Source organism: Pannonibacter sp. CBAS1226 (genome assembly GCF_055685825.1).
The window spans coordinates 203,044-228,844 of record NZ_JBVOUO010000004.1 but is presented as its reverse complement, the minus strand read 5'-3'; the positions used below and the strand labels follow the sequence as shown (position 1 = coordinate 228,844).

At 65.6% G+C, this 25,801-nt stretch carries 23 protein-coding genes; 19 read left to right on the top strand and 4 right to left on the bottom strand.

The genetic code is table 11. The annotated features are described in order from the left end of the window. Positions 1–27: 27 nt before the first annotated feature. Positions 28–375, bottom strand: coding sequence for a gamma-glutamylcyclotransferase family protein (locus AC0CMF_RS13680; protein WP_050473360.1), 348 nt, complete (start codon positions 373–375; stop codon positions 28–30). A gap of 307 nt (positions 376–682) precedes the next feature. Between AC0CMF_RS13680 and AC0CMF_RS13675 the strand changes: the two genes are divergently transcribed. From AC0CMF_RS13675 to AC0CMF_RS13585, 19 genes are all read left to right on the top strand, one after another. After that, entirely contained in the window at positions 683–1,417 is a 735-nt protein-coding gene (locus AC0CMF_RS13675; RefSeq protein ID WP_058898314.1) for a nucleotidyltransferase family protein, read from the top strand. Between the two features lie 28 nt (positions 1,418–1,445). Next, complete coding sequence (gene addB, locus AC0CMF_RS13670; protein ID WP_374629822.1) at positions 1,446–4,589, top strand: double-strand break repair protein AddB; 3,144 nt, start codon at positions 1,446–1,448, stop codon at positions 4,587–4,589. Beyond that, positions 4,586–8,104: a double-strand break repair helicase AddA gene (addA, locus tag AC0CMF_RS13665; RefSeq protein WP_374629821.1), complete on the top strand. Its 3,519-nt coding sequence runs from the start codon at positions 4,586–4,588 to the stop codon at positions 8,102–8,104. Before addB ends, addA begins: the two co-directional genes overlap by 4 nt. A 129-nt stretch (positions 8,105–8,233) precedes the next feature. Then, on the top strand, positions 8,234–8,554 hold the full coding sequence (gene trxA / locus AC0CMF_RS13660; protein ID WP_050473364.1) for a thioredoxin: 321 nt from the start codon (positions 8,234–8,236) through the stop codon (positions 8,552–8,554). Between the two features lie 203 nt (positions 8,555–8,757). Continuing rightward, positions 8,758–9,351, top strand: coding sequence for a nucleotide exchange factor GrpE (gene grpE, locus AC0CMF_RS13655; protein ID WP_050473365.1), 594 nt, complete (start codon positions 8,758–8,760; stop codon positions 9,349–9,351). A gap of 96 nt (positions 9,352–9,447) precedes the next feature. Next, positions 9,448–10,395 (top strand): tyrosine recombinase XerC, encoded by a 948-nt coding sequence (locus AC0CMF_RS13650; RefSeq protein ID WP_374629820.1) that lies wholly within the window; start codon positions 9,448–9,450, stop codon positions 10,393–10,395. Between the two features lie 186 nt (positions 10,396–10,581). Then, on the top strand, positions 10,582–10,788 hold the full coding sequence (locus AC0CMF_RS13645) for a cold-shock protein (RefSeq protein WP_019963692.1): 207 nt from the start codon (positions 10,582–10,584) through the stop codon (positions 10,786–10,788). A 423-nt stretch (positions 10,789–11,211) separates the two neighbouring features. After that, on the top strand, positions 11,212–11,457 hold the full coding sequence (gene rpsU, locus AC0CMF_RS13640) for a 30S ribosomal protein S21 (protein WP_019963693.1): 246 nt from the start codon (positions 11,212–11,214) through the stop codon (positions 11,455–11,457). A gap of 193 nt (positions 11,458–11,650) precedes the next feature. Further along, positions 11,651–12,082 (top strand): hypothetical protein, encoded by a 432-nt coding sequence (locus tag AC0CMF_RS13635; protein ID WP_094462791.1) that lies wholly within the window; start codon positions 11,651–11,653, stop codon positions 12,080–12,082. A 73-nt stretch (positions 12,083–12,155) separates the two neighbouring features. Next, positions 12,156–12,575 (top strand): MerR family transcriptional regulator, encoded by a 420-nt coding sequence (locus tag AC0CMF_RS13630; RefSeq protein WP_050473367.1) that lies wholly within the window; start codon positions 12,156–12,158, stop codon positions 12,573–12,575. A gap of 153 nt (positions 12,576–12,728) precedes the next feature. Beyond that, positions 12,729–13,796 (top strand): LacI family DNA-binding transcriptional regulator, encoded by a 1,068-nt coding sequence (locus tag AC0CMF_RS13625; RefSeq protein WP_374629819.1) that lies wholly within the window; start codon positions 12,729–12,731, stop codon positions 13,794–13,796. Beyond that, positions 13,793–14,818 (top strand): ABC transporter substrate-binding protein, encoded by a 1,026-nt coding sequence (locus AC0CMF_RS13620; RefSeq protein WP_374629818.1) that lies wholly within the window; start codon positions 13,793–13,795, stop codon positions 14,816–14,818. Before AC0CMF_RS13625 ends, AC0CMF_RS13620 begins: the two co-directional genes overlap by 4 nt. Before the next feature lie 136 nt (positions 14,819–14,954). Next, entirely contained in the window at positions 14,955–15,782 is an 828-nt protein-coding gene (locus tag AC0CMF_RS13615; protein ID WP_122519072.1) for an ABC transporter permease, read from the top strand. Then, a complete protein-coding gene (locus AC0CMF_RS13610; protein ID WP_472481957.1) occupies positions 15,779–16,558 on the top strand; it encodes an ABC transporter permease in 780 nt (259 codons plus the stop codon). The genes AC0CMF_RS13615 and AC0CMF_RS13610 overlap by 4 nt, the downstream gene beginning before the upstream one ends. Next, positions 16,551–17,576, top strand: a complete 1,026-nt coding sequence (locus tag AC0CMF_RS13605) for an ABC transporter ATP-binding protein (protein ID WP_374629817.1) — start codon at positions 16,551–16,553, stop codon at positions 17,574–17,576. The genes AC0CMF_RS13610 and AC0CMF_RS13605 overlap by 8 nt, the downstream gene beginning before the upstream one ends. Positions 17,577–17,579: 3 nt before the next feature. After that, positions 17,580–18,506: a nucleoside hydrolase gene (locus tag AC0CMF_RS13600; RefSeq protein ID WP_374629816.1), complete on the top strand. Its 927-nt coding sequence runs from the start codon at positions 17,580–17,582 to the stop codon at positions 18,504–18,506. Then, complete coding sequence (locus tag AC0CMF_RS13595) at positions 18,503–20,305, top strand: adenine deaminase (protein WP_472481954.1); 1,803 nt, start codon at positions 18,503–18,505, stop codon at positions 20,303–20,305. Before AC0CMF_RS13600 ends, AC0CMF_RS13595 begins: the two co-directional genes overlap by 4 nt. Positions 20,306–20,317: 12 nt before the next feature. Further along, entirely contained in the window at positions 20,318–21,496 is a 1,179-nt protein-coding gene (locus tag AC0CMF_RS13590) for a M20 aminoacylase family protein (RefSeq protein WP_374629814.1), read from the top strand. Continuing rightward, the gene (locus AC0CMF_RS13585) at positions 21,489–22,196 is read left to right on the top strand and encodes a phosphoribosyltransferase (protein WP_374629813.1); all 708 of its coding nucleotides are present in this window, start codon (positions 21,489–21,491) and stop codon (positions 22,194–22,196) included. The genes AC0CMF_RS13590 and AC0CMF_RS13585 overlap by 8 nt, the downstream gene beginning before the upstream one ends. 254 nt (positions 22,197–22,450) lie before the next feature. Here AC0CMF_RS13585 and lpdA read toward each other — a convergent pair whose 3' ends face one another. The 3 genes from lpdA to odhB all read right to left on the bottom strand — a co-directional run bounded on the left by lpdA (position 22,451) and on the right by odhB (position 25,768). After that, on the bottom strand, positions 22,451–23,854 hold the full coding sequence (lpdA, locus tag AC0CMF_RS13580; RefSeq protein WP_050473375.1) for a dihydrolipoyl dehydrogenase: 1,404 nt from the start codon (positions 23,852–23,854) through the stop codon (positions 22,451–22,453). A 10-nt stretch (positions 23,855–23,864) separates the two neighbouring features. Beyond that, positions 23,865–24,473 (bottom strand): HXXEE domain-containing protein, encoded by a 609-nt coding sequence (locus tag AC0CMF_RS13575; protein WP_186391585.1) that lies wholly within the window; start codon positions 24,471–24,473, stop codon positions 23,865–23,867. Positions 24,474–24,535: 62 nt separating this feature from the next. Further along, positions 24,536–25,768, bottom strand: a complete 1,233-nt coding sequence (gene odhB / locus AC0CMF_RS13570; RefSeq protein ID WP_122519063.1) for a 2-oxoglutarate dehydrogenase complex dihydrolipoyllysine-residue succinyltransferase — start codon at positions 25,766–25,768, stop codon at positions 24,536–24,538. Positions 25,769–25,801: the final 33 nt, after the last annotated feature.

Genomic DNA, 25,801 nt, shown 5'->3' with positions numbered 1-25,801 from the left:
GGCGCCAGTGTCTCTGATGCCGTCAGATCAGGCCTTGACGTAGACCCAGGCCCGCTTTCCGGACTTCAGCTGCACCTCGGTCCGGATGTAGTCATCCACTTCATAGGCATCCGCGGCTGCAAGCTCTTCGTCCGTGATCGCAAACACGGTGCCCTTCACTTCATCGTCCGGATTGCTGCTGGGCACGACGACCGGATGGAACCGCTGCCCGCTCTGGCGCAGAACTTCGGGATCGGTGATCTCGATCATGCTGGTTGTATAGCCGGTCATGGCGTCCTCTTCCCCCGAAAGCAGCCGTCCGAAGGAAGACTGCTGCACGGAAGGCAGCTGCAGCGTGCCGTAGGAAAAGAGCAGAACTGACGCATTCACTGTCATGGCGAACTCCGGACTGGGCTCTTGAGAGGCCTCACCAACGTACCCTGTGCTTTGCATGGCGGGAAAGGCCGGTCAAACGGCACATCGCGAAAAATGCTCATGTGCCGCGAAGATTCAGTCACGTGCCAGCTGCCTGCTGGTCATCCTGCTGCCTCATGGCTGCAAGAAGCTCTCAAGCCGCACCCGGCTGCACTTGCCTTGAGAGCGCGAAGCAGGCACTGCTAGGCAGTGGCCCCTGCTTGCCGGGGGCTTCGGCACTTCCTATCTCCGGCAGGCGATTTCAACCGGAGCAGTTTGCAGGTTTCTCATGACGAACGGCGTTTTCCGTCCCCATAGCGCAATGATCCTGGCTGCCGGGCTTGGCAAGCGCATGCGCCCGATCACGGCGACAACACCCAAACCCCTGATCGAGGTGAACGGCAAGGCGCTGATCGACCATGGCATGGACAAGCTGGCGGCTGCCGGGGTGAAGCGCTGCGTCGTCAACGTGCATTACCTTGCCGATCTGGTGGAAGTGCATGCCCGCCGCCGCAAGGACCTTGAGGTTATGATTTCCGACGAGCGCGAGGCCCTGCTGGAAACCGGCGGCGGCATCGCCAAGGCCCTGCCGCTGCTGGGTGATGATCCGTTCTTCGTGCTGAATGCCGACACCGCCTATTGGGTGGAAGGCGTGAAGCCCAATCTGGAACACATGATCGAGGCCTTTGATCCGGAGCGCATGGATGCGCTGCTGCTGCTCTCGGACATGGTACACAGCGCCGGCTATCACGGGCGCGGCGATTTCCTGATGGACCCGAACGGCGTACTGGAGCGCCGGCCGGAGCGTTCGGTGGCGCCCTTTGCCTATGCGGGCGCGGCCATCCTGCATCCCCGCCTCTTCCGCGATGCGCCGGAGGGCAAGTTCTCGCTCAACCTGCTGTTTGACCGGGCCATCGAGGCTGGGCGCCTGCATGGCACGCTGATGGAAGGCATCTGGCTGCATATCGGCACGCCGGAGGCCATTGCCGAGGCGGAACTGGCCGTGCGCGAAAGCGCAGACTGAAACCCGATCCAGACGGCAGGCAGGACTGATGGCAGTGCGGATTTTCTCCATTCCGCCCTCGGCGGATTTTTCCCGGGAGCTGATCGCAGCGCTGGTGGACGGGCGGCTGATCGAGGGCTTCCGGCCACTGGATGACCCGCTGCTGCTCTCCGATGTCACCCTCTATCTGCCGACCCGCCGCGCCGCCCGTGCCCTGCCCGCGCTGGTGCAGGAAATGTTCGGCGGCCGGCCCGTGCTGCTGCCGCGCATCCGCCCCTTGGGCGATGCGGATGAGGACCTGCAGCTTCTCTCCGCCCCCGGTGACGGCGAGGCGCTGCCACCCGAACTGCCGCCGCTGGAGCGCAAGCTGGCGATGACCCGGCTGGTGATGGGCTGGAAGGCGGCCCTGCGCCGTCAGGTTCTGGCCCTTGGCGAAGACGAGCCGCTGGGCCTGCCCGCTTCTGCCGCTGATGCCGCGTGGCTGGCAGGTGACCTCATCACCCTGATGGACGAGCTGGAAACCGAGGAAGCCGACTGGTCGGCGCTCGCCAGCCTCGTGCCGGAGGATCATGCCCGCTACTGGCAGGTGACGCTGGAATTCCTCGATATCGTGCGCCTTGCCTGGCCGGCCTATCTGGCCGAATGCGGCGCCATGGACCCCAAGGCCCGCCGGTCGGCGCTGATCCGGCGTGAGGCGGAGCGCCTGCGCCTCACCCCGCCCAAGGGCCCCGTGATCGCCGCCGGATCGACCGGCACCGTGCCTGCCACCGCCGAGCTGCTGAAAGCCATTGCAGACCTGCCGCAGGGCGCCATTGTGCTGCCGGGGCTGGACATGCGCATGGATGATGCCTCCTGGGCCGCCCTTGGCCGCGCCCCGCAGCGGCGGGTGAATGCAGGTAAAGCCGCACTGCCGCAGGACGAGCCCAGCGCCAACGGCCACCCGCAATATGGCCTGAAACAGCTGCTCGACCGGCTGGGCGTAGACCGGCGCGAGGTGACGCCGCTCTGCCCGCCGGAACCCCCGCAGCTCGCCGCCCGTGAGGCGCTGGTGAGCGAAGCCCTGCGCCCGGCTTCCACCACCGACGCATGGACCTCCTTCCTGCAACAGACCCCGGCAGAGGAGCGCAAGGCCGCGCTTGACGGGGTGGAACTGGTGATCGCCCGCAACGAAGCGGAGGAAGCCCTCAGCCTTGCCATAGCCCTGCGCGAGGCGGTGGAGCGCGGCGGGACGGCAGCCCTCGTGTCCCCCGACCGCCTGCTCGCCCGCCGCGTGGCGGAAGAGCTGGGCCGCTGGAACATCACCGTGGATGACAGCGCCGGACGCCCGCTCGACCAGACGCCGCCCGCCGTGCTGGCCATGCTGGCCGCGCGCCTTGCACTGGAAGGCTGCGCGCCGCTGGATCTTCTCGCCCTCCTGAAGCATCCGCTGGCACGCCTCGGGCTGGAGACAAAAGACATCCGCTCCGCCGCCCGCTCGCTGGAACGCGGCGTCTTGCGCGGGCCTGCGCCGAAATTCGGCTCTCGCGGGCTGCCGGATGCGATTGCCGCCGCACGCCTTGCGGCCGAGGATGCCCATACGCCGCGCTGGAAGAAGCTGGTGGAAGAGGACTGGGCCGCGGTCAGCGATCTTGCCAACCGTCTGATTACGGCGCTTGAGCCGCTGGAATGCCTGCTGGAGCGGAAAGAGTCCGTTCCCGTCGATGAACTCGCCCGTGCCCATGCCAGGGTGCTGCAACAGATTGCAGGCGACCCCACCGGCGCGGATGCGGAGCTTTACCGGGGCGAAACCGGCGATGCACTGGCGCTGATGCTGACCGCGCTGATGGACAGCAGCCGTGCGGGCCTTGCCGTGCCTGCGCGCGAATGGCCCTCCGTCTTCGCAGCGCTGATTGCCGGAACCGCCGTGCGCCGCCGCCTGCCGGGTGATCCGCGGGTACAGATCCTCGGTCCCATGGAAGCGCGCCTGCAGCGGCCGGACCTGGTCATTCTCGGCGGGCTCAACGAAGGCATCTGGCCGCAGCGCACCCGCAACGATCCATGGCTTAACCGCCCGATGAAGCGCGACATGGGGCTGGAGCCGCCGGAGCGGCGCATCGGGGCTGGCGCCCATGACTTCGTGCAAGGGCTGGGCGCGCGCCGGGTGATCCTCTCCCGCGCCAGCCGCGCCGATGGCGCCCCCACTGTGACCTCCCGCTGGCTGCAACGGCTGCTGACACTGGCCGGACCTGAGGCGGAAGCTGCCTTGCTGGAACGCGGGCGGCGCTGGACGGAGCTCGCCAGCCTCCTTGATCTTGCCGAAGGGCCCGTCACCCCGGCGGAACGGCCTGCCCCGAAGCCGCCCCTGAGCGCAAGGCCGGTGCGCCTGTCCGTTACCGAAGTCGAACGGCTGGTGCGTGATCCTTACGCCATCTTCGCCCGCCGCATTCTCGGTCTGGAACCCGTGGACCCCATCGGCGGCTCGCCGACGCTAGCCGACAAGGGCTCGATCATCCACGACGCGCTGGCGCTGTTCCTGTCCGAATGGCATGGCGATCTGGACCACACGGCCGTGGAACGTCTGGTAGAGATTGGCGCGGAGCTGTTTGCCCCGCTTGATGCCTTCCCCGCCATCCGCGCCCTGTGGTGGCCGCGCTTCCTGCGCATTGCCGAGGAATTCGTGGCCTTTGAACGCCAGCGGGAACCCTCCATCCGCCAGCGTTTCCTCGAAATTTCCGGCGGTGTCGAGTTGACCCTGCCGGGTGCCGAATTCCGGCTCACGGGCCGCGCCGACCGCATCGACCTGATGCAGGACGGCACGCTGGCGGTGATCGACTACAAGACCGGCGCGGTGCCCAGCATCAAACAGGTGGAGGCGCTGCTTTCGCCGCAGCTGCCGCTGGAAGTCGCCATGATCCGGCGCGGCGGCTTCGGCAGCGTGCCTGCGGGCGATCCGGTGTCCGACATGCTCTACATCGAGCTGAAGGGTGGGCGCACGGCGCTGAAGGTGGAATCACGCCAGCCGAAGGACCGCACCATCGAGGAACTGGCGGAAGATGCCTGGAAGCGGCTGGAACAGCTGGTGGCCGCCTATCAGGACGAGGAGCGCGGCTATCTCTCCCGCGCAAGGGTGGAGAAGGAGCGCGACCTCAACGGCCCCTATGATCACCTTGCCCGCGTGAAGGAATGGGCCAGCGGTTCGGAGGACAGCGAATGAGCGGGCCGCAGATCCCCCTTGCAACGCTTCAGCGGCAGGACCTTGCCTCCCGGCCTCACGCCTCGGCCTGGGTGAGTGCCAATGCGGGCTCGGGCAAGACCTTCGTTCTCTCCCGCCGGGTGGTGCGCCAGCTGCTGGATGGCACCGATCCCTCGCGCATTCTGTGCCTCACCTTCACCAAGGCCGCCGCTGCCGAGATGGCAACCCGTGTGTTCAAGATCCTCGGCCAATGGATCGCCTTGAGCGATGATGAGCTGGCAAAGGAAATTGCCGCCATCGATGGAACGCCCCCCTCCCGCGCCCGTCTGGCCGGGGCACGGCGGCTGTTTGCGCAGGCGCTGGAAACACCGGGCGGGCTGAAGATCCAGACCATCCACGCCTTCTGCGAGGCGCTGCTGCACCAGTTTCCGCTGGAAGCCAATGTGGCCGGGCATTTCTCGGTGCTCGACGACCGGCTGGCGGCAGAACTGATGGCGGAAGCGCGCGCCTTCGTGCTGCATGCCGCAGAAACCGAGCCGGAAAGCCCGCTGGGCGCAGCACTGCAACGGCTGATCGGCCTGATGCCGGATGCGGCTGTCGAGGAGGTTCTGGCCGAGGCCATCAACCGGCGCGATGCCTTGCGCAACTGGATCGTCAGCGCCGGAGATCTGGACGCGGCACTCTCCGGCCTTGCGCGGGATTTCGGGCTGGAACCAGGTGCAAGCCTTGAGGCGCTGGAGGAGGAGCTTCGCGAGGCCCGCCTCATCCGCGATCCGCTGGCTTTTGCCGAAGCCCTCCGGCAGGGCACCAAGACGGATGGCGACAAGGCGGACCTGCTGGCCGCGGCCGCCGCCGCGCTGAAGCCCGGCGGCGATCCGGCCACTTTCCGTCACAACTGGCTGCGGGTGTTCTTCACGCAGGCCATGGAACCGGCCAAGCGCCTGTGCACGGCAGGCGTCACCAAGCAGTTTCCGCAAGTGGCAGAGGCCATGCAGGCCGAGCAGAGCCGGCTTGTGGCCCTGCTGGACAAGCGCCGGGCGATTGTCACGCTGGAAGGCACCGCCGCCATCTTCCGCCTCGCTGATGGCGTCATCGGCCACTACGAGGCAGGCAAGGCCCGGCGCGGGTTGCTGGATTTCGAAGATCTCGTGGTGCGCGCCGCCAATCTTCTGGCCAACAGCGATGCGGCCCAGTGGGTGCAGTTCAAGCTGGATCAGGGCCTTGACCACATTCTGGTGGATGAGGCGCAGGACACCAGCCCCCGGCAGTGGCAGGTGATCCGCTCGCTGGCGGAAGAGTTTTTCTCCGGCGAAGGCGCAAGACGCGGCCCGCGCACCATCTTCGCCGTGGGCGACGAGAAGCAGTCGATCTATTCCTTTCAAGGCGCCGTGCCCGCCTATTTCGACGAGATGCGCCGCTATTTCGACAAGCGCGCCGCGCAGGCAGACCAGCCGTTCCATCCGGTGGAGCTGCAGCTGTCCTTCCGCTCGACGCCCGATGTGCTGGGCGCGGTGGACCGGGTGTTCCTGCCCGCCGAAGCCCATGCCGGCCTGTCGCAGGAGGTGAAGCCCCCGGTGCATGAGGCGATCCGCCGGGATCCGGGGCTCGTTGAAATCTGGCCGCTTGAAGAGCCGCTGGAGAGCGAGGAGCCGGAGGACTGGACCTTGCCGGTGGATCATCTTGGCACCGGCTCGCCCATGCTGCGGGTGGCCAGGCGCATTGCCGCCACCTTGCGCCGGTGGATGGACGAAGGCACCGCTGGGCCCGGCGACGTGATGATCCTGGTGCGCAAGCGCGGACCCTTTGTGGAAGCGCTGAACCGGGAGATGAAGCGGCTGGGCGTGCCTGCAGCGGGCAGTGACCGGCTGGTGCTGACCGAGCATATTGCGGTGATGGATCTGGTCGCCCTTGGCCGCTTCATGCTGCTGCCGGAAGACGACCTGTCGCTGGCCGCAGTGCTGAAGAGCCCGCTGTTCGGTCTGGATGACGATGCCCTGCTGGAAATTGCCCGCGATCCGGTGGAGCGGCTGCGCCCCGGCACCCTGTGGCAGGGGCTCTTGAAGAAGGCGCAGGACGGCAACCGCTGGGACCATGTGCGCCAGCAGCTGGAGGCATGGCGCGCACGCGCCGACTTCATGCCGCCCTTCGAGTTCTATGCAAGGCTTCTGTCCGTCGATGGCGGGCGGCGGGCCTTCCGGGGCCGCATGGGGCCTGAAGTGGATGACGTGCTGGACGAGTTTCTGGCGCTGGCCATGGGCTATGAGCAGACCGGCATTCCCGGCCTTGAAGGCTTCCTTGCCTGGCTTGCCGCTGCCCCCACCGAGATCAAGCGTGAGCTGACCAATGCCGCCGGGCTGGTGCGCATCATGACCGTCCATGGCTCCAAGGGGCTGGAGGCGCCGATCGTCATTCTGGTGGACCCGTGCAACGCTCCCGTCAGCAGCCATCACGACCCGTCCTTCCTGCCCTTCACGCCGGAGGACGGGAGGGAGCAGGCCCCCGCGCTGGTGTGGCTGCCGGTGAAGGCCGAGCGCATGGGCTGGCAGACTGCGGCCATCGACAAGTTCCGCGCCAGCGCTGCCGAAGAATACCGGCGCCTGCTCTATGTGGCCATGACCCGCGCCGAGGACCGGCTGATCGTCTGCGGCTGGCAGCCTGCCAAGGGCCCCAAAGAGGGCTGCTGGTATGATCTGGCCGCCAGCGCCCTGAAGCCGGAAGCCGAGGAAGTGACCGCCCCCGATGGCACGGTCACCGCATGGTTGTGGCGCAAGCCCGGCACGGATCCGGCAGCTCCCTTGAGGACACACGGCGCCCACGCTGAGCCGGAAGCAAAGAAACCCGCCGCCCCTGTGCCGGAGTGGCTGACACGCCCGGTGACGCCGCCCGCCCGCATGCCCCGGCTTCAGCCTTCCCGTGTGTTTGACGCGATGGAGATGAAAGAGGGCATCGAGGCGCCGGACGGGCTTTCCGCGCTGGAAGCACACCGGCAGGCGGAAGCCTATCCGCTGGAGCGCGGCCGCCTGCTGCACCGGCTGCTGGAACTGCTGCCGGATCTGCCCGAGGCGGAACGCGCGGCCGCCGGGCGGCGCTTTGTCGCAACCTCCCTGCCCGCCCGTTTTGCGTCCCGCAAGGACGATCTGCTGGGCGAGGTGATGGCCATTCTGGAAGACCCGGATCTTGCCCCCCTCTTTGCCCCCGGCGGGCGGGCGGAAGTGCCCATCTCCGGCCATATGGTGACGGCGGACGGGGTGACGGTTTCTGTCTCCGGCCAGATCGACCGGCTGGTGGTGCGCCCGGACGAGGTGCTGATTGCCGATTACAAGACCAACCGGCACGTGCCGGCCGATGCTTCAGGCATTCCACCGGACTATCTGGCCCAGCTTGCCGTCTACCGGCGGCTGGTTTCGGACATCTATCCGGGCCGCAAGGTGACGGCCGCGCTGCTGTGGACCAGCGCGCCGAAGCTGATGATGGCCCCCGAAGATGCGCTGGACACAGTGCTCGCCAGCCTCAAGAGCACGGACAAGATCGCTTGAAGGCCCGTTGCATGAGCGGCTGGATTACTTGACGGGACGGGTCCGCCTTCCTACGTTCGGGACAACGCAACAAGGTGAGTCCGTGAAGCCGGGTGCTTCAGGGGGCCACCGCATGGAAAGTGAACGCAAATGGCTACCACCGCAGTCACCGACGCCAGCTTCGATGCCGACGTCCTCAAGTCGTCCGAGCCGGTCGTGGTTGATTTCTGGGCCGAGTGGTGCGGCCCGTGCAAGATGATTGCCCCGGCTCTGGAGGAAATTTCCGAAGAGCTGGCCGGCCAGGTGAAGATCGCCAAGATCAACATCGACGAGAACCAGGCCATGGCCGTCAAGTATGGCGTGCGCTCGATCCCGATGCTCGTCATGTTCAAGGACGGCGAGCCGATGGCTGTTCAGGTCGGCGCTGCTCCCAAGAGCAAGCTGTCCGACTGGATCAAGAGCGCGCTCTGATCCCGCACCTCTTTTTCCCGCCGCCCGCCATGCCCCTGCTCGCAGAGGTTGGCAGCGGCGGCGGGAATGGATAAAGACAGCCGCAGGCCGCTTCCAGTCACGGGCAAGCAACAGGTGAGAAGTTTCCCTTGCGGAAACACCGCCTGCCCGATGATTGAACGGCCTGCGTTTTCATATTCGCAGACCCAATTGATGGAACCCAGATGACCGACGAGAACAAGACCCCCGAAGCGGAAAACGAAGCAGCCGCTGCGCCCGAGGCCGGGACCACCGTCGACCCCATTGAGGCTCTCCAGGCGGAGAACGCGGAGCTGAAGGATCGTGCGCTGCGCGTCATGGCCGAAATGGAAAACCTGCGCCGCCGCACAGAAAAGGAAATCAAGGACACCCGCGTCTATGCGGTCACGGGCTTTGCCCGGGATGTGCTGACGGTTTCCGACAATCTGCGCCGCGCGCTCGATGCCCTTCCGGCGGACGCCCGCCAGAGCGCCGATGCCGGCCTGACCGCCCTGATCGAGGGCGTGGAAATGACCGAGCGCGAGCTGCTGAACCAGCTCGACAAGCACGGCGTCAAGAAGCTCGACCCGGCGGGCCAGAAGTTCGATCCGAACTTCCATCAGGCCATGTTCGAAGTGCCCAACACCGAAGTGCCGAACAACACCGTCGTGCAGGTTGTGCAGGCCGGTTACGTCATCGGCGACCGCGTGCTGCGCCCGGCTCTCGTCGGCGTGTCCAAGGGCGGCCCCAAGGAAGCCCCGCAGGCAGGCCAGACCGGCGGCGTCGACACCACGGCCTGATCCCGAGACACACGCGCAACCGTATCAGGGGGCGGCACCTTGCAGGGGCCGCCTCTTTCGCTTTGGCGCTGCCCTTGGCCACGGTAAACTCACGCGATGAGCGACACTGATTCCCTGCTGGTCACCGCAACACCGGAGCTGAACGCCCGCGTTGGGGCATGGCTGGATCATCTGGGCGATGAGCGGCGCCTCGCAGACAAGACGCTGGTTGCCTATGAGCGCGACGTGCGCCAGTTCCTGCGGTTTCTGACAAGCCATCTGGGCGGAGCCCCGGATCTCAAGGACGTGCAGGACTTGAAGCCTGCCGACTTCCGCGCCTTCATGGCCCGCCGCCGCACCGGCGGGACGGGCAGCCGCTCGCTCGCGCGCGGCCTTGCCGGCATCCGGTCCTTTCTCGGCTTTCTGGAACGCAAGGGCGAAGTGAATGCTGCGGCAGCCGGTGCCGTGCGCGCGCCGCGCCAGCCCCGGTCGCTGCCCAAGCCCCTCACCGCCTCCGATGCCACCGCCGTTGCCTCCGGTGACCTGGCGATGGAAAGCGAGGCCTGGATCGAGGCCCGCAATGCCGCGGTGCTGACACTGCTCTATGGTTGCGGGTTGCGCATTTCCGAGGCCCTGTCGATCACCGGGCGCAATGCGCCGCGCACAGGCACCCGCAGCCTGCGCATCATCGGCAAGGGCGGCAAGGAACGGGTGGTACCGGTGCTGCCCGTCGTCTGCGAGGCCGTGGAGGCCTACCTCAAGCTCTGCCCCTACACGCCGGAGCCCAACGGGCCGCTGTTCTTTGGCGCACGCGGCGGACCGCTCAATCCGCGCCTGATCCAGCTGGCCATGGCAAAGCTTCGTGGAGCGCTCGGCCTGCCGGACAGCGCCACGCCGCATGCCCTGCGTCATTCCTTCGCAACCCACCTTCTGGCCGGGGGCGGGGACCTGCGTACAATTCAGGAGCTTCTGGGCCACGCAAGCCTTTCCACCACCCAGATTTATACGGAAGTGGATGCGGCACGGCTGCTGGAGGCCTATGACAAGGCTCACCCGCGAAAATAAAATAAAAGAATGCCTTGCATAAGCCTCATTCTCCCGTCACAGTAAGTCATCGTCTTTTTGGGCCTGACTTGGCTGTTTGCGGTGTCAACGATATCGACCCGCCAAATCTTTCTTCGAAAAATCCGGCGATGTATCGACGCCTGTCCTGCGGGGCGGGTATGACTCTTTTTGCAAGGTACTATCATCATGAAAACTGGAACCGTAAAGTTCTTCAACACCCAGAAGGGCTTCGGCTTCATCCAGCCGGATAACGGCGAGCGCGATGTGTTCGTTCACATCAGTGCCGTCGAGCGTTCTGGCATCGGCCACCTCAATGAAGGTCAGAAGGTCAGCTTCGAGCTGGAAACCGACCGTCAGGGCCGCAGCGCCGCTGCCAACCTGCAGATCGCCTGATTTCAGGCGGAAGCGACCCCTGCGCCAGCCTGAAAGGGCACGGCAGCAGACCTGCTTCCTCTGCACGTGACAAGGACCGGGCATCCATGGGGTGCCCGTTTCTGCATTCAGCGTGGCGCAAGCCTGTATCTGCGGCGTTTCTGTTGACCGGCAGCTCTGCCCGAATGGGGACTGTCCGGGCCAAGGAAACCTTCCCCGCAGTTCAGCAGACAGCGCGGAACGTCATGTATCGGCCCCGGAAAAACCGGTCAGAACTGGCGCGCCGCAAAGAAAGTTCGGGCTCGCAGCATTTTTTTGCGCCCAAGGGGGTGCAATTTGCGCGGAACCTGTTAGGTTGCGCCACTTCTCGTGCCATATGGCTTTAGGTCTAACCCCTGCTGCCCTCACATGAGTGCTGCGGCGCAGGCAACGTCAGGATTTACCTTGCAGGTACTCGTTCGCGACAACAACATCGAGCAGGCGCTCCGCGTCCTGAAGAAGAAGCTGCAGCGCGAGGGCGTGCTGCGTGAGATGAAGGCGCGCCGCTCCTTCGAAAAGCCGTCCGAAAAGCGCGTCCGTGAAAAGGCCGAAGCTGTTCGCCGCGCCCGCAAGGCTGCGCGCAAGCTCGCCCAGCGCGAAGGCCTGATCGCAGGTCCGAAGCGCAAGGCCGCCGCAGGTCCGCGCCGCTAATTGCCGGTCTGCCGGATGGAAGCATCTGGCAGGGCATCTCCGGACAGCCGGATGAAAAGACCCCTGACTGACACGGGATAATCCCGTTGCCAGCGGGGGTTTTTCTTTTGCCCGTCACACCCTGTGCCCTTTCCTGCCAATCCGTTAACGCAACGTTAATGCGCAGGCTTCAGGCTGAGGACAGGAGGACGTGATGTTCAACACTGGCCTTGCCGCCCTGGCGCTTATGACCGGTCTTTTCATCCTGCCCGTTGTGCCCGCCACAGCGCAGGAGCAGCGCAGCTATTGCCCGATTCCCGAGCATGGAACCTGGGTTACCCGTGGCGCCAAGCCCAGGGAGCTGACGCAGATCGAGGTCACCAGCCGCTGCGAGGACGACCGTGTGTTCATTCGCGCGCGCGCCTTCACCTCCTGCATCCCCCGCGACTGCAAATGGGGCTGGACCGAGGCCTTCTACAGGGCGGATGGCAGCCTGAGAGTGGAACTCAAGGGCTTCTATGGCATGCGCATCATCGATATGCGCATGTTCGGGGACCAGCGGATGGAAGCAACCGTGATTGCCGATCCTCATGATCCGCGTCTCGTGGAGACGATCACCACCCATATGCTGACACGCCGCAGATAAGCAGCCGGCCTCTTGCGAAGGCTCCAGGGCCTTCCTAGACTTCTCCTTGCAAGCGCAAGAGGGGAGAGCGGCGATGGACTTTTCGATTGGCGATCTGGCACGGCTGAGCGGCGTCAAGGTACCAACCATCCGCTATTATGAGCAGGCAGGCCTGCTGCCGCCGCCGGTGCGCACGGAAGGCAACCAGCGCCGCTTTGGCCAGCCGGATCTGGAGCGGCTGCAATTCATCCGCCATGCCCGCGATCTCGGCCTGCCGATGGAGGCCATCCGTGATCTGCTGGAGCTGAGCGCCCACCCGGAAGCCCCCTGCAACCGCGCCGACGAGATCGCCGCGACCCAGCTCAAGGCCGTGCAGGACAAGATTGCCCGTCTCAAACGGCTTGAATCCGAACTCAAGCGCATCGTCGCCGCCTGTGGACATGATCATGTGGTAGCCGACTGTCAGGTGCTGCGCGCGCTCGGCAATCACGCCCTTTGCGCCGGCGACCACTGATCAGAAGCGGCACCCCGGCACCAGGCTCAACCAGTACGATACATGAAGTTGCATTTCTTTTAGGCAAGAGCCGTTCTGGGCCTGAAAAGCCATCGACAGCGGTAGAAACTTCATCTAGCACTCGGATTAATCGATTAATCAGGTGCCCGCAGGATGAACGCCCCCCGGTCACGGCCAAACCTCACCCAGATTGCCGCGCTGCTGGATGTCTCAGCGGCAACGGTGTCGAATGCGCTGTCCGGCAAGGGCCGCGTTTCGGCTGAACTGGCAGAGCGGATCCGGACAAAGGCGGCCGAACTCGGCTATATGCCCAGCCAGGCGGGACGGGCACTGCGCACCGGCCGGTCGCAGGTTCTGGGCCTCGTGCTGCCGGATATCGCCAATCCCCTGTTCCCGCAGATCGCACAGGCCATCGAGCATGCGGCCGCTGCTGCCGGCTATGGCGTGCTCATCGCCGACTCGCGCGGTGATGCGGCCATGCAGACACAGGCGATCACCCGCCTTCAGGACCGGGGCGTGGACGGCATCATCATCGTGCCGCGCCGGGGCACGCGGATCATCAGCACCGGCAGCCCGGTTGCGGTGATCGACAGCCCCTCCACCCCCGGCAACACGGTTTCGGCCGACCACTGGCAGGGCGGTGCGCTGGCCGGCGCCCATCTTGCAGCCCTCGGCCACAGGGACGTGGTGATCATCGGCAGCAATCCGGCCTCCAACGTGCAGAACGACCGGGTGGGCGGCATCCGCTCCGCCCTCGGGCCGGACCGCCGGGTTGAGGTGCTGTGGATCGAACCGCATGAAGCCCTGCATGGACCGGGTGCAAGCCTTGGGCTCGCGGCGCGTGCGGCGGACGGCTTCACCGCCTTTGCCGCCCTCTCCGATCTTCAGGCCCTGCGCGCCCTCACCGAGCTGCAGCAGGCAGGACTGCGTGTACCGCAGGACGCCAGCCTCACCGGCTTTGACGATCTCATCTGGTCCTCCGCCATCACGCCGGCCATCACCAGCGTGCGGATGGACATGCCCGCCATTGCGGAAGAGGCTATCCAGGCCCTCCTCCGCCTCATCGAAAGCCAGGACACGGGGACTGCTCCGCGCGACCCGGGCATTGCCCGCGCCAGCCGCCCCAGCGTGCCCATGAGCCTGGTGGTCCGCCAGACCTGCGGCCCATCCCCCCGCATAACCGCAGAACAACAACAGACACCAGCAGGAGACAGCCAATGACCGTTAAACGGATGCTCTGCGCGGCCACCGCGCTGGCCCTGACCATGGGCGCAGCCGCCGCCCAGGAAAAGACCCTGACGATCTCCGTCTATGCCTTTGCGCAGGACGAGTTCAAGGAACTGCTCTACACGCCCTTTGAAGAGAAATGCGGCTGCAAGCTGGTGGTGGAGACCGGCAACAGCGTCGAGCGTCTTGCCAAGATGGAAGCCAACATGGCCAATCCGGTGGTGGATATGGCCGTCGTCTCCATGGCCGATGCGCTGGCCGCTTCCCGCAAGGGCCTGATCGACAGGATCGACACCGCAAAGCTTTCCAACTTCGACAAGCTTTATGACATCGCCAAGGACCCCAATGGCGACGGCATGAGCGTTGGCTACACCTTCTATGCCACGTCGATCGTCTACCGCACCGACAAGATAACCATCCGCTCCTGGGCCGACTTGCTCAAGGACGAATATGTCTCCCATGTCGCCTTCCCGAACGTGACCACCAATCAGGGCCCGCCGGCGCTGTACATGCTGGGCGAAGCGCTCGGCAACAACACGCCGGACCTGAAGGGCCCGATCGAGGCCGTTGGCGCCAAGAAGGACGAGATCGTCACCTTCTACGTCAAATCCTCCCAGCTGGTGCAGCTGATGCAGCAGGAAGAGATCTGGGCTGCCCCCATCGGCCGCTTCTCCTGGGCGCCTTTCACCAAGCTCGGCCTGCCGCTGGCATGGGCGATGCCCGATGAAGGCCAGACCGGCGGCATGAACGTGATGGTGCTGACCAAGGGCTCCAAGAACCAGGATCTGGCGCTGCAGTTCATGGACTACTGGCTCTCCACCGAAGTGCAGACCAAGCTTGCCGAAAAGCTGGTCGACAGCCCGGCCAACAAGGAAGTGACCGTTTCCCCGGCCATCGCCGACAACATCACCTTCGGCGAAGAAACGGCTGAGACCCTGAAGCTGATGCCGTCCGCCACCGTGCTGGATAACCGGGACGCCTGGCTGACGGAGTGGAACGCCAAGGTCGCCCAGTAAGGCCTGACTTTCTGACAAGCACAGGCAGCTTCGCGCTGCCGGACGAATGCCTCCCAAGGCTGGGGGTGCGGCGGGCGGGCTCCGCTCTGCCGCCGCACCCCGACTTTTTCTCCCTCCAGAAGCTAAGGCGGACATCATGTTCCAGAACCGGGCGGAAGCTCTGGCACTTGCGCTGCCTGCGGCGCTCTTCGCGGCCGTGGTCTTTCTCGTGCCTGTCGTGCTGCTGCTGTCGGAGGGCTTCCGCTCTGCCGAAGACTGGACGCTGTCGGCCTATACGGATTTCTTTTCGCAGCCGCTGAACCAGACGGTTTTCCTGCGCACGCTGAAGCTGGGGGCGATGGTCACCGTGGTGGCCGCCGTCATCGGCTATGCCGCAGCCTATGCCATCGTCACCCTGCCGCCGGGCTCCAAGGGCCGCGTCACCGGCCTGATCGTGCTGCCGCTGATGATCTCGCCGGTGGCCCGCACCTATGCCTGGATCGTCATTCTGGGGCGCACCGGCATCGTCAATCAGGCACTGCAGGGCATCGGCCTGACGGATGGCCCCTTGCGCATCCTCTTCACCGAGACCGCCGTCTTCATCGGCCTGTTGCAGCTGTTCCTGCCCTTGATGATCCTGTCGCTGATCAGCGCGCTGGAGAACCTGCCGCGTGATGCCGTGCCTGCCGCAAGGGTGCTGGGGGCCAACTGGTTCCAGGTGTTCTGGAAAGTGATCCTGCCGCTCTCCCGCGAGGGGCTGGTGGTTGGCGGCACGCTGGTCTTCACCGGCTCGCTCACCGCCTACATCACCCCGGCCATCCTTGGCGGCTCCAAGGTGCTGATGCTGGAAACCCTGCTCTACCAGCAGGTCACCGTCGCAGGCAATTTCGTTGCCGCCAGCGTCATCGCCCTCATCCTCATCGTCATGAGCTTTGCCGCCAACATCCTGTTGCGCCGCATTGCCACGGCCCGGAGCAAGTCATGACCCAGAGACTGTCCAGCTGGATCATCCTGACGCTGGTGCTGACCTTCCTCATCGGTCCGTTCTTAATCATCGTCGCAGCCTCCTTCTCTGCCGGCGAAACGCTGGCCTTCCCGCCGCAAGGCTTTTCCTTCCGCTGGATCGCAAAAGTCTTCACGGTGGAAAGCTTCCAGCAGAGTTTCGTCACCTCGATGATCCTTGCGATTGGCGGCACCCTGTCGGCGCTGGTGCTGGGCGTGCCTGCCGCCTATGCCATGTCGCGCTACCGGCTGCCGGGGGCGGAGACCGTGCGCTTCATGGTGTCGATGCCCATCATCGTGCCGGGCATCATCGTCGGCCTTGCCCTGCTGCGCTATTTCGTGCTGCCCATCGGCCTGTCGATCAGCTTGGCGCTGTTCGTCGCCCACACTGCGTTGGTGCTGCCCTATGCGGTGCGTGTGGTGTCCGCCAGCCTTGCGAACCTGCGTTCCGACATGGAAGAGGCAGCCGTGCTGCTCGGCTCGTCGCGGCTCGGCGCCTTCTTCCGGGTGGTGCTGCCCAACATTCGCGGCGGTATTCTCTCCGCCTTCATCCTCGGCTTCGTGACGAGCTTCAATCAGGTGCCGGTGTCGCTGTTCCTTTCCGGCCCCGGCGTGCGCACCCTGCCCATCGACATGCTGGGCTACATGGAAATCGTCTTCGATCCCTCCATTGCCGCCCTGTCGTCGCTGCTCGCCTTCCTGTCCATCGGCATCGTCTTTGCCGCCGAACGTTTCCTGGGGTTCTCACGCTATGTCTGATGCCACCTATCTGACCCTGGACAAGCTGTCGCTCGCCTATGGCAAGACCACGGCGGTGGAGAGCCTTGACCTTACCATCGCGCGCGGCGAACTCCTCGCCCTGCTAGGCCCCTCCGGCTGCGGCAAGACGACAACCATGCGCGCCATCGCCGGGCTGATGCCGGTGCAATCGGGCCGCATCGTGCTGGATGGCCGCGACATCACCCGCGTGGGCGCCAACAAGCGCGAGATCGGCCTCGTCTTCCAGTCCTATGCCCTGTTCCCGCATCTGACCGTGTTCGAGAATGTCGCCTTCGGCCTGCGGCTGAAGGGCATCAGCGGCGCGGCGTTGAAGCAGACGGTGGAGGCCGGGCTCAAGACCGTGGGCCTGTCCGCCTTTGCCGCCCGCAAGACGCCGGAGCTTTCCGGCGGCCAGCAGCAGCGTGTGGCGCTGGCCCGCTCGCTGGTGATGCAGCCCAAGCTCCTGATGCTGGACGAGCCGCTGTCCAACCTTGACGCACGCCTGCGCCTTGAAATGCGCACGGAACTGCAGCGCGTGCAGAAGGAAAGCGGCGTGACGATGATCTTCGTCACCCATGATCAGGTGGAAGCCCTTGCCCTCGCCGACCGCATCGTCGTCATGCGCAATGGCGCCATTGAGCAGACCGGCACGCCGGAGGAGATCTACAATCACCCGGCTTCCAGCTTCGTCGCCGATTTCGTCGGCTTCGAAAACATCGCCCGCATCGACGGCAACAGGCTGGTGACGGACGCAGGCGCTCTGGAAGTGTCCGGCCCGTTGCCGCAAGCCGCCGGCCTTGCCTGGCGCCCCCGCGCCATCCAGCTTGAAACAGGGCCGCACAAGGGCATTGTGCGCGGCGTGTCCTTCGCTGGCAGCACCCGCGAATATGTGCTGGAAACGCCGCTGGGGCTGGTAAAAGCCGAAACCGATGCTGCCCTTCCCGCCCATGCGCTGGGGGCAAGTCTTGCCTTCGACATGCCGGTTTCCGGCGCGGCGGAACTCAACAGGTTCGGATAGACCATGGGTGTGTGGATCGACACGGATATGGGCTTTGACGACATCGCGGCCATTGTGACCGTGATGGATGCAGGGCTTGAGGTGGACGGCATTTCGCTGGTCTTCGGCAACACGCCGCTTGATCAGGTCCGCCGCAACGCTGCGGGCGCGGCCTCGGCCTTCGGCTGGCGCATGCCCTTGCACAGCGGCCTTGCCCGCCCCGTCATGGGCCAGATGGAGACGGCAGAGGCCATCCTCGGGGCCACCGGCATTCCGACGATTGGCCTCACCGTGCCGCAGGATCAGCTACTGCCGGAAGGCGATGCCTTTGCCGCACTCTGTGAGTGGCTGGAGAGCGCCCCTGCCCCCCGCCGCATTCTGGCGCTGGGGCCACTGACCAACATAGCCGCGCTGGCGCTCGCCCGCCCCGCCCTTGCCGCCCGCATTGACGAACTGGTGTGGATGGGCGGCGGGCTGACGAGAGGCAACCACACGGCCTCTGCCGAATTCAACGCCTATGCCGACCCGGAGGCCGTGGCCATCGTGCTGGCGCAGGGACTGCCGCTGAAGATGGTGGACCTCGACTTCTGCCGCCAGATCCTCGCAAGCCCTGAGGACGCCGCCCCTGTGCGGGCCGCAGGCGGGCGCAATGCGGCGCTTCTGGCGGACATGCTGGAAGGCTTCATCGCCATCGCCACCAGCCGGGGACGGCCCGCCATGGCGCTCTATGATCCGGCAGCTGCTGCCATCTTCGCCCGGCCGGAACTCGCCACCTTCACCCCGGCGCACATCGCCATGGAAACGGCCGGTCAGCACACGCGCGGGCGCACCGTGGTGGAAACCCGCGCCACCCATGCCCGCTTCAACGCCGCCTATGCCTCTGCCTGCGATGTGGACGCCGTGCGCGGCATGATCCTCACCGCCCTGACGCGGGAGGCAGCCCGGCCATGACCACAGACCAGACACGCGAGCCGTTCGATCTTGCAGATCCCGCCCTTCGCCTGCGCGCCGTTGCTGCCGCCAGAGGTGATGCGCCATTTGACCGGCTGATCGTCAACGCCATCCTCATCGACATGGTGACCGGCGAGCGCCGCGCCGCCGATGTGGGGCTGACGGGGCCTTTGATTGCCTCCGTTCACGCCCCGGGCAGCCGCAGTGATGCCGCTGACATCATCGACGCGCAGGGCGGCTATCTCTCCCCCGGCCTCATCGACACGCATATGCATGTCGAAAGTTCCATGGTGACGCCCGCCGCCTATTCGGCTGCCGTGGTGCCCCGGGGCGTCACCACCGCCGTGTGGGACCCGCATGAATTCGGCAATGTGCACGGGCTTGCGGGCGTCGATGCCGCGCTTGCCGCCAGTGCCGGTCTGCCACTGCGCTTTGCCGTGCTCGCCCCTTCCTGCGTGCCTTCCGCACCGGGGCTGGAGCTGGCCGGTGCCGACTTCGGGCCGGAAGAAATCGCCGCCCTGCTCACCCGCCCCGGCATTGCCGGGATTGCGGAAGTGATGAACATGCGCGGCGTCATCGCGGGCGAGCCGCGCATGAGCGGCATCGTGCAGGCAGGGCTTGCCGCCGGAAAGCCGGTCTGCGGCCATGCGCGCGGCCTCACCGGCCCAGACCTTGCCGCCTTCATGGCCGCCGGTGTCACCTCCGATCATGAGCTGACTTCTGCCGCAGACCTGATGGAAAAACTGCGCGCCGGGCTTTCCATCGAACTGCGCGGCTCCCACGATCATCTGCTGCCAGAATTCGTGGAGACCCTGAACACGCTCGGCCACCTGCCGCAGACCGTGACGCTCTGCACCGATGACGTGTTCCCCGATGACCTTGCGAAGGCTGGCGGCCTTGATGACGTGGTGCGGCGGCTGGTGCGCTATGGCCTCAAGCCCGAATGGGCCTTGCAGGCGGCAACGCTCAACGGCGCAAGGCGGCTCGGCCGCGAGGATCTGGGCCTCATCGCCGCCGGGCGCCGGGCAGACCTCGTCGTCTTCGCGGACCTTGAGAACTTTGCCGCCCGGCAGGTGATCGTCAGCGGTAAAGTGGTGGCTCGGGACGGACAGATGCTGGCAGAGCCGCGCTCTGAAACCCTCTCCAACTCCCTCTCTGGCCTGCGCGGATCGATGAAGATTAGCCAGCTAATTTCAGATGATTTCCGGGTTGCCGCCGCAGGCTCCCGCGTCAAACTCGCCACCATCGACCGGCCCCGCTTCACCCGCTGGGGCACGGTGGAGGCAGACGTGCGCGGCGGCTTTGTGGTGCCGCCGGAGGAGACAACGCTGATCGCCGTTGCCCACCGGCATGGCCGGGCGGACAGCCGCCCGCGTGTCTGTTTCCTGCGCGAATGGGGCCGCTGGAACGGCGCCTTTGCCACGACAGTCTCCCATGACAGCCATAACCTGACGGTCTTTGGCGGCAGCGCCGAAGACCTTGCCACGGCCGCCAATGCGGTGATCGAGGCAGGCGGCGGCATGGCCGTGGCTTCCAGCGGCAAGGTGCTGACCGTGCTGCCCCTGCCGCTCTCCGGCCTTGTGTCGGACGCCCCCCTGGGCGAAGTGGCCGAAGGCTTTGCCCGCATCCGCGCCGCCATGGATGAGGTTGTCACCTGGCAGCCGCCCTATCTTGTGTTCAAGGCCTGTTTCGGCGCCACGCTGGCCTGCAATGCAGGACCGCACCAGACCGACCGGGGCATTGCCGATGTGGAGACCGGGCGCGTGCTGGAGTCCCCCGTTCTCGAAATCCTCGCTTAAGAGAGGCCAGCCATGAGCGACCTGATCGACGCTGACCTGCCGTTTCTGACGGACCTGCGCCGCGGCCTGCACGCCCACCCGGAGCTGGGCTTCGAGGAGGAGCGCACCAGCGCCATCGTTGCGAACCTGCTGGAAGAGGCGGGGCTGGAGGTGCACAGGGGCCTTGGCGGCACCGGCGTTGTCGGCACCCTGCGCTGCGGCAACGGCCCGCGCAGCATTGGCCTGCGCGCCGACATGGATGCGCTCGCCATGCCGGAAACCGCAGACCGGCCATGGAAATCCACCGTCCCCGGCAAGATGCACGCCTGCGGCCATGATGGCCACACCACCTTGCTGCTGGGCGCGGCAAGGGCGCTGGCGAAGACGCGCAATTTCTCCGGCACAGTGCATTTCATCTTCCAGCCCGCCGAGGAAGGCCGGGGCGGGGCAAAGCGCATGGTGGAGGACGGCCTCTTCCGCCTGTTTCCCTGCGATGCGGTCTATGGCCTGCACAACATGCCGGGGCTGGACCCGGACGAGATGGCCGTTGTGGAAGGCCCGCAGCTTGCCTCGTCCGACAGCTGGCGCGTCACCTTCCGGGGCACCGGCACGCATGGGGCCAAGCCGCATCTGGGCCGCGATCCCATCACTGCCGCTGGCGCCTTCCTGTCCGCGCTGCAAACCATTCCGGGCCGCGTTGTCGATCCGCTGCAGCCCGCCGTGGTCAGCGCCTGTTCCGTTCAGGCCGGTGACCCCAAGGCGCTCAACGTCATTCCGGATCTGGTGGAAATCGGCGGCACCGCACGCGCCTATTCGCCGGAGGTGCGCGATCAGCTGAAGGCGGAAATCGGCCGTCTGGCCCAAGGCACGGCGCAGATGTTCGCCATTGCCGCAGACTATACCTACATCCGCCGCATTCCGCCGGTGATCAACGATCCGGACACAACGCAGCGGGCACTTGGCGCTGCGCGGGATGTGTTTGGCGAGAAAGTCCGCACCGCTTTCCCACCCTCGACGGCAGGCGATGATTTCGCCTATTTTGCCGGTGAAGCACCCGGCTGCTATGTCTGGCTCGGCAATGGCCCGGCGGTGGATGGCGCGCTGCATCACAACACGGCCTATGACTTCAATGACGCTGCCATCGGCCCCGGCGTGCGCTTTTGGGTGCGGCTGGTGGAGCGGGAGCTTTCCGGTGAGGCCGCCCATGACTGAGCCCCACCCGCCCGCGCTTGAGCCTCATGCGTTCTGGCAGGAATTGCATGCGCCCGGCAGCTTCCCGGTCAATATTGGCCATCGCACCTTCTTCCCTGCAACGCTGGCCAGCGGCGAACAGCTGCGCCTGCCGATCCGCCCGCTGGCCGATGGCAAGCACGCACTGGCCTCGCTCATCGTCAATCAGGCGGGCTTTACCGTTCTGGATGCACTGGCACAGGGCCTTGCGGAGAGGCTCACGCCTTTCGCCCCCGATGTGGTGGTGGGCCTGCCGACGCTTGGCCTGACGCTCGCCGCCGAGACCGCCCGCAGGCTCGGCCACAGCCGCTATGTGCCGCTCGGTACCTCGCGCAAGTTCTGGTACGACGACAGCCTTTCCGTGCCGCTGTCCTCCATCACCACGCCGGACCAGATCAAGCGGCTCTATGTGGACCCGCGCATGCTGCCGCTGCTTCAGGGACGCCGGATCGCACTGGTTGATGACGTGATTTCCAGCGGCACTTCCATCCGCGCTGCGCTCGCTCTTCTGGCAGGCCTCGGCCTCACCCCCGTGGTCATTGGCGCCGCCATGCTGCAATCACGCCGCTGGAGCGAGGGCGCAGAAGGACCGGACCACTGGACCACCCGCACCGTGGGCTGCTTCGAGACACCGATGCTGGAAAAGGGACCGGACGGGCTGTGGCATGTGCCGGAAGGGTGAGGGGCATATCGTCAGCACACACCCTCACCGTCGTCATGGCATGACTTGATCATGGCATCCATTCCATGACGTTTCCAATCATGCCGGTTTTCAGAAAGGTCCACCCATAAGCTCGCGAACGTGCGGAGGTGAAACGGCATGGATGCCATGGTCGAGCCATGGCATGACGGAGGAAACTGGCAGGCCGCCCGCAAAGCAAAAAGGCCGGAGCGTTGCCGCTCCGGCCTTTCTCATATCTGCAGGTCCAGCGCCGGTCAGGCGTGGATCGGCTTGGCGAAGGTGGCCATGGCAGCTTCCTTGACGGCTTCCGACATGGTCGGATGCGCGTGGCAGGTGCGGCCGAGATCTTCCGAAGAGCCGCCGAATTCCATCAGCACGGCAGCTTCGTGGATCATCTCGCCAGCGCCATGGCCGAGGATGTGCACGCCCAGCACGCGGTCGGTCGCAGCATCGGCCAGAACCTTGACGAAGCCGTCGGTGTGGTTCATGGCGCGGGCGCGGCCGTTGGCGGTGAAGTTGAACTTGCCGGTCTTGTAGTTGACGCCGGCAGCCTTCAGCTCTTCCTCGGTCTTGCCGACGGAGGCGACTTCCGGCGAGGTGTAGACCACACCCGGGATGACGTCATAGTTCACATGGCCAGCCTGACCGGCGAGGATTTCGGCGAGAGCCACGCCCTCGTCTTCGGCCTTGTGGGCCAGCATCGGGCCAACGACCACGTCGCCGATGGCATAGATGCCCGGGACGTTGGTCTGGTAATGGCCGTCAATCTCGACGCGGCCGCGGTTGTCCAGCTTGACGCCCGCTTCCTCAAGGCCGAGACCGGCGGTGTAGGGACGGCGGCCAATGGCGACCAGCACAACGTCAGCTTCCAGCACTTCGGCAGCGCCACCGGCGGCCGGCTCGATGCTGACGGCAAGGCTGCCGCCCTTCTTCTCAACGCCCGTCACCTTGGACGACAGCTTGAACTCCATGCCCTGCTTGGCAAGGATGCGCTGGAACTGCTTGGAGATGTCCCCGTCCATCGGCCCGAGGATCTTGTCCATGAACTCGACCACAGTGACCTTGGCGCCCAGACGGCCCCAGACGGAGCCCAGTTCCAGACCGATGACGCCGCCGCCGACGACCACCAGATGACCCGGAACCTTCTCCAGCGTCAGCGCGCCGGTGGAGGAAACGACCGTCTTTTCGTCGATCTCGACACCCGGCAGCGGCATCACGTCGGAGCCGGTGGCGATGACGATGGACTTGGTCTCGATCTCGGTGACCTTGCCGTCTTCAGCGGTGACGGAGACCTTGCCTGCGGCCAGGATCTTGCCGGTGCCGTGGAAGGCATCGATCTTGTTCTTCTTCAGCAGGAAGCCAACGCCGCCGACATTGGCGTCGATGGTGGCCTGCTTGTGCTGCATCATGGCCGGCAGGTCGAGCTTAGGTGCACCCACCTTGATGCCGAGGCTTTCAAAGCCGTGGCCGGCTTCATGGAACAGCTCGGAGGCATGCAGCAGCGCCTTGGAGGGAATGCAGCCAACGTTCAGGCAGGTGCCGCCATGGGTGGCGCGCTTTTCGACAACGGCGACCTTCAGGCCAAGCTGGGCCGCCTTGATGGCGCAGACATAACCACCGGGGCCGGTGCCGATGACGACGAGATCGTATTGGGACATGAGGTCGCCTCTAGGTTTGCGAAGGGAAATCGTTTGAAGATGCGGCTGCGGCTTCGAACCGTTGCAGCCTCTGGCGCACGCGCAAGGCAATGGCGCCATGGAGCGCCAGCACAAGGAGGATCGACACCCCGTGCTGGAGGGGCGTCGTCAGAGGCCAGAGGCCATAGATCGCATAGACGCCCAGGGGAATGAACAGGGCCACGGCGGTGGCAAGGCCCGGATTGTAGAGGCGCAGGACAAGCCCCTGCGCCACATGCAAGGCTGCGTTGATCAGCAGCAGATAGACCGCAATCAGCCCCCAGCCCGGCGCGATGGAGCGCATGAGCCAGAGCGACAGCGCCACGACGCCCCACACGCCCGCCACGTTGATGATGAACACGGCCCGAACCGTGAGCACATCATGCCCCCGGCCGATGACATAGTTCACGAAGCGGCGGAAACGGTCGGCATCATGCTCTTCAAGCTGATGCAGCATGTAGAAGGGAAGGCTCAGATAGACGAGCTTTTCCGAAAAGGGCCAGGTCTTGGTGAAGACGCTGGTCATGGCCAGCAGGACGAGACCGGCGAGGAAACCGCCGTAGACCCAGTTGGCTTGCAGCCTTTCGAGCGTGCCTCTCATGACCAGCGGCCCTTTTGCAGGCCCGCCGCCGGAGAGCCGGCGGCGGATGAGCTGTGGAGCGCTTAGAGGTCCAGCACCAGACGGCGCGGATCTTCCAGGCTTTCCTTGACGCGGACGAGGAAGGTCACGGCTTCCTTGCCGTCAACGATGCGGTGATCGTAGGACAGCGCCAGATACATCATCGGACGGATGACGACCTGACCGTTCACGGCCATCGGACGTTCCTGGATCTTGTGCATGCCCAGAATGCCCGACTGCGGGGCATTGAGGATCGGCGAGGACATCAGCGAGCCATAGACGCCGCCGTTGGAGATGGTGAAGGTGCCGCCCTGCATGTCGGCGACGCCGAGCTTGCCGTCACGGGCCTTGCGGCCGAGGTTGCCGATTTCCTTTTCGATCTCGGCGATCGACATCTGGTCCGCATCACGCACCACCGGCACGACAAGGCCCTTGTCCGTGCCAACGGCCACGCCGATGTGGCAGAAGTTCTTGTAGATCACGTCCGTGCCGTCGATCTCGGCATTCACGGCCGGAATTTCCTTCAGGGCGTGGCAGACGGCCTTGGTGAAGAAGCCCATGAAGCCGAGCTTCACGCCGTGCTTCTTCTCGAACACGTCCTTGTAGGCGCTGCGCAGCTCCATCACCGGGCCCATGTCCACCTCGTTGTAGGTGGTGAGCATGGCGGCGGTGTTCTGGGCATCCTTCAGGCGGCGCGCGATGGTCTGGCGCAGCTTGGTCATGCGCACGCGTTCTTCGCGGGCCTCGTCATCCGCCGGAACGGACGCACGGACGGCGGCGGGAGCAGCTGCTGCAGCCGGAGCTGCGGAAACGCCGGCGGCAACGGCGGCCAGCACGTCGCCCTTCAGCACCTGGCCGCGCTTGCCGGAACCGGCAACCTGATCAGCCGACAGACCGGTTTCGGCCAGCAGCTTGCCCGCAGCCGGGGCCGGGGGCATGGAGGACGGAGCTGCGGGAGCAGCGGCCGGAGCAGCAGCAGCGGGAGCTGCCGCCGGGGCCGGAGCCTCTGCCTTGGCAGCGGGAGCTGCAGCGGCGCCTTCACCGGCAGCGATGTAGCCGAGGAGAGCGTTGACGCCAACGGTCTCGCCTTCCTTGACGACGATGCTTTCCAGAACGCCGGAAGCAGGAGCGGGAACTTCAACGGTGACCTTGTCGGTCTCCAGTTCCACCAGCGGCTCGTCGGCCTTGATGGCTTCGCCCGGCTTCTTGAACCACTGGGCAATCGTCGCTTCGGACACGGATTCGCCCAGGGTGGGCACGCGGATTTCGGTTGCCATGGTCGCCTTCTCTTAAAAAATCTGCCTTGGCCA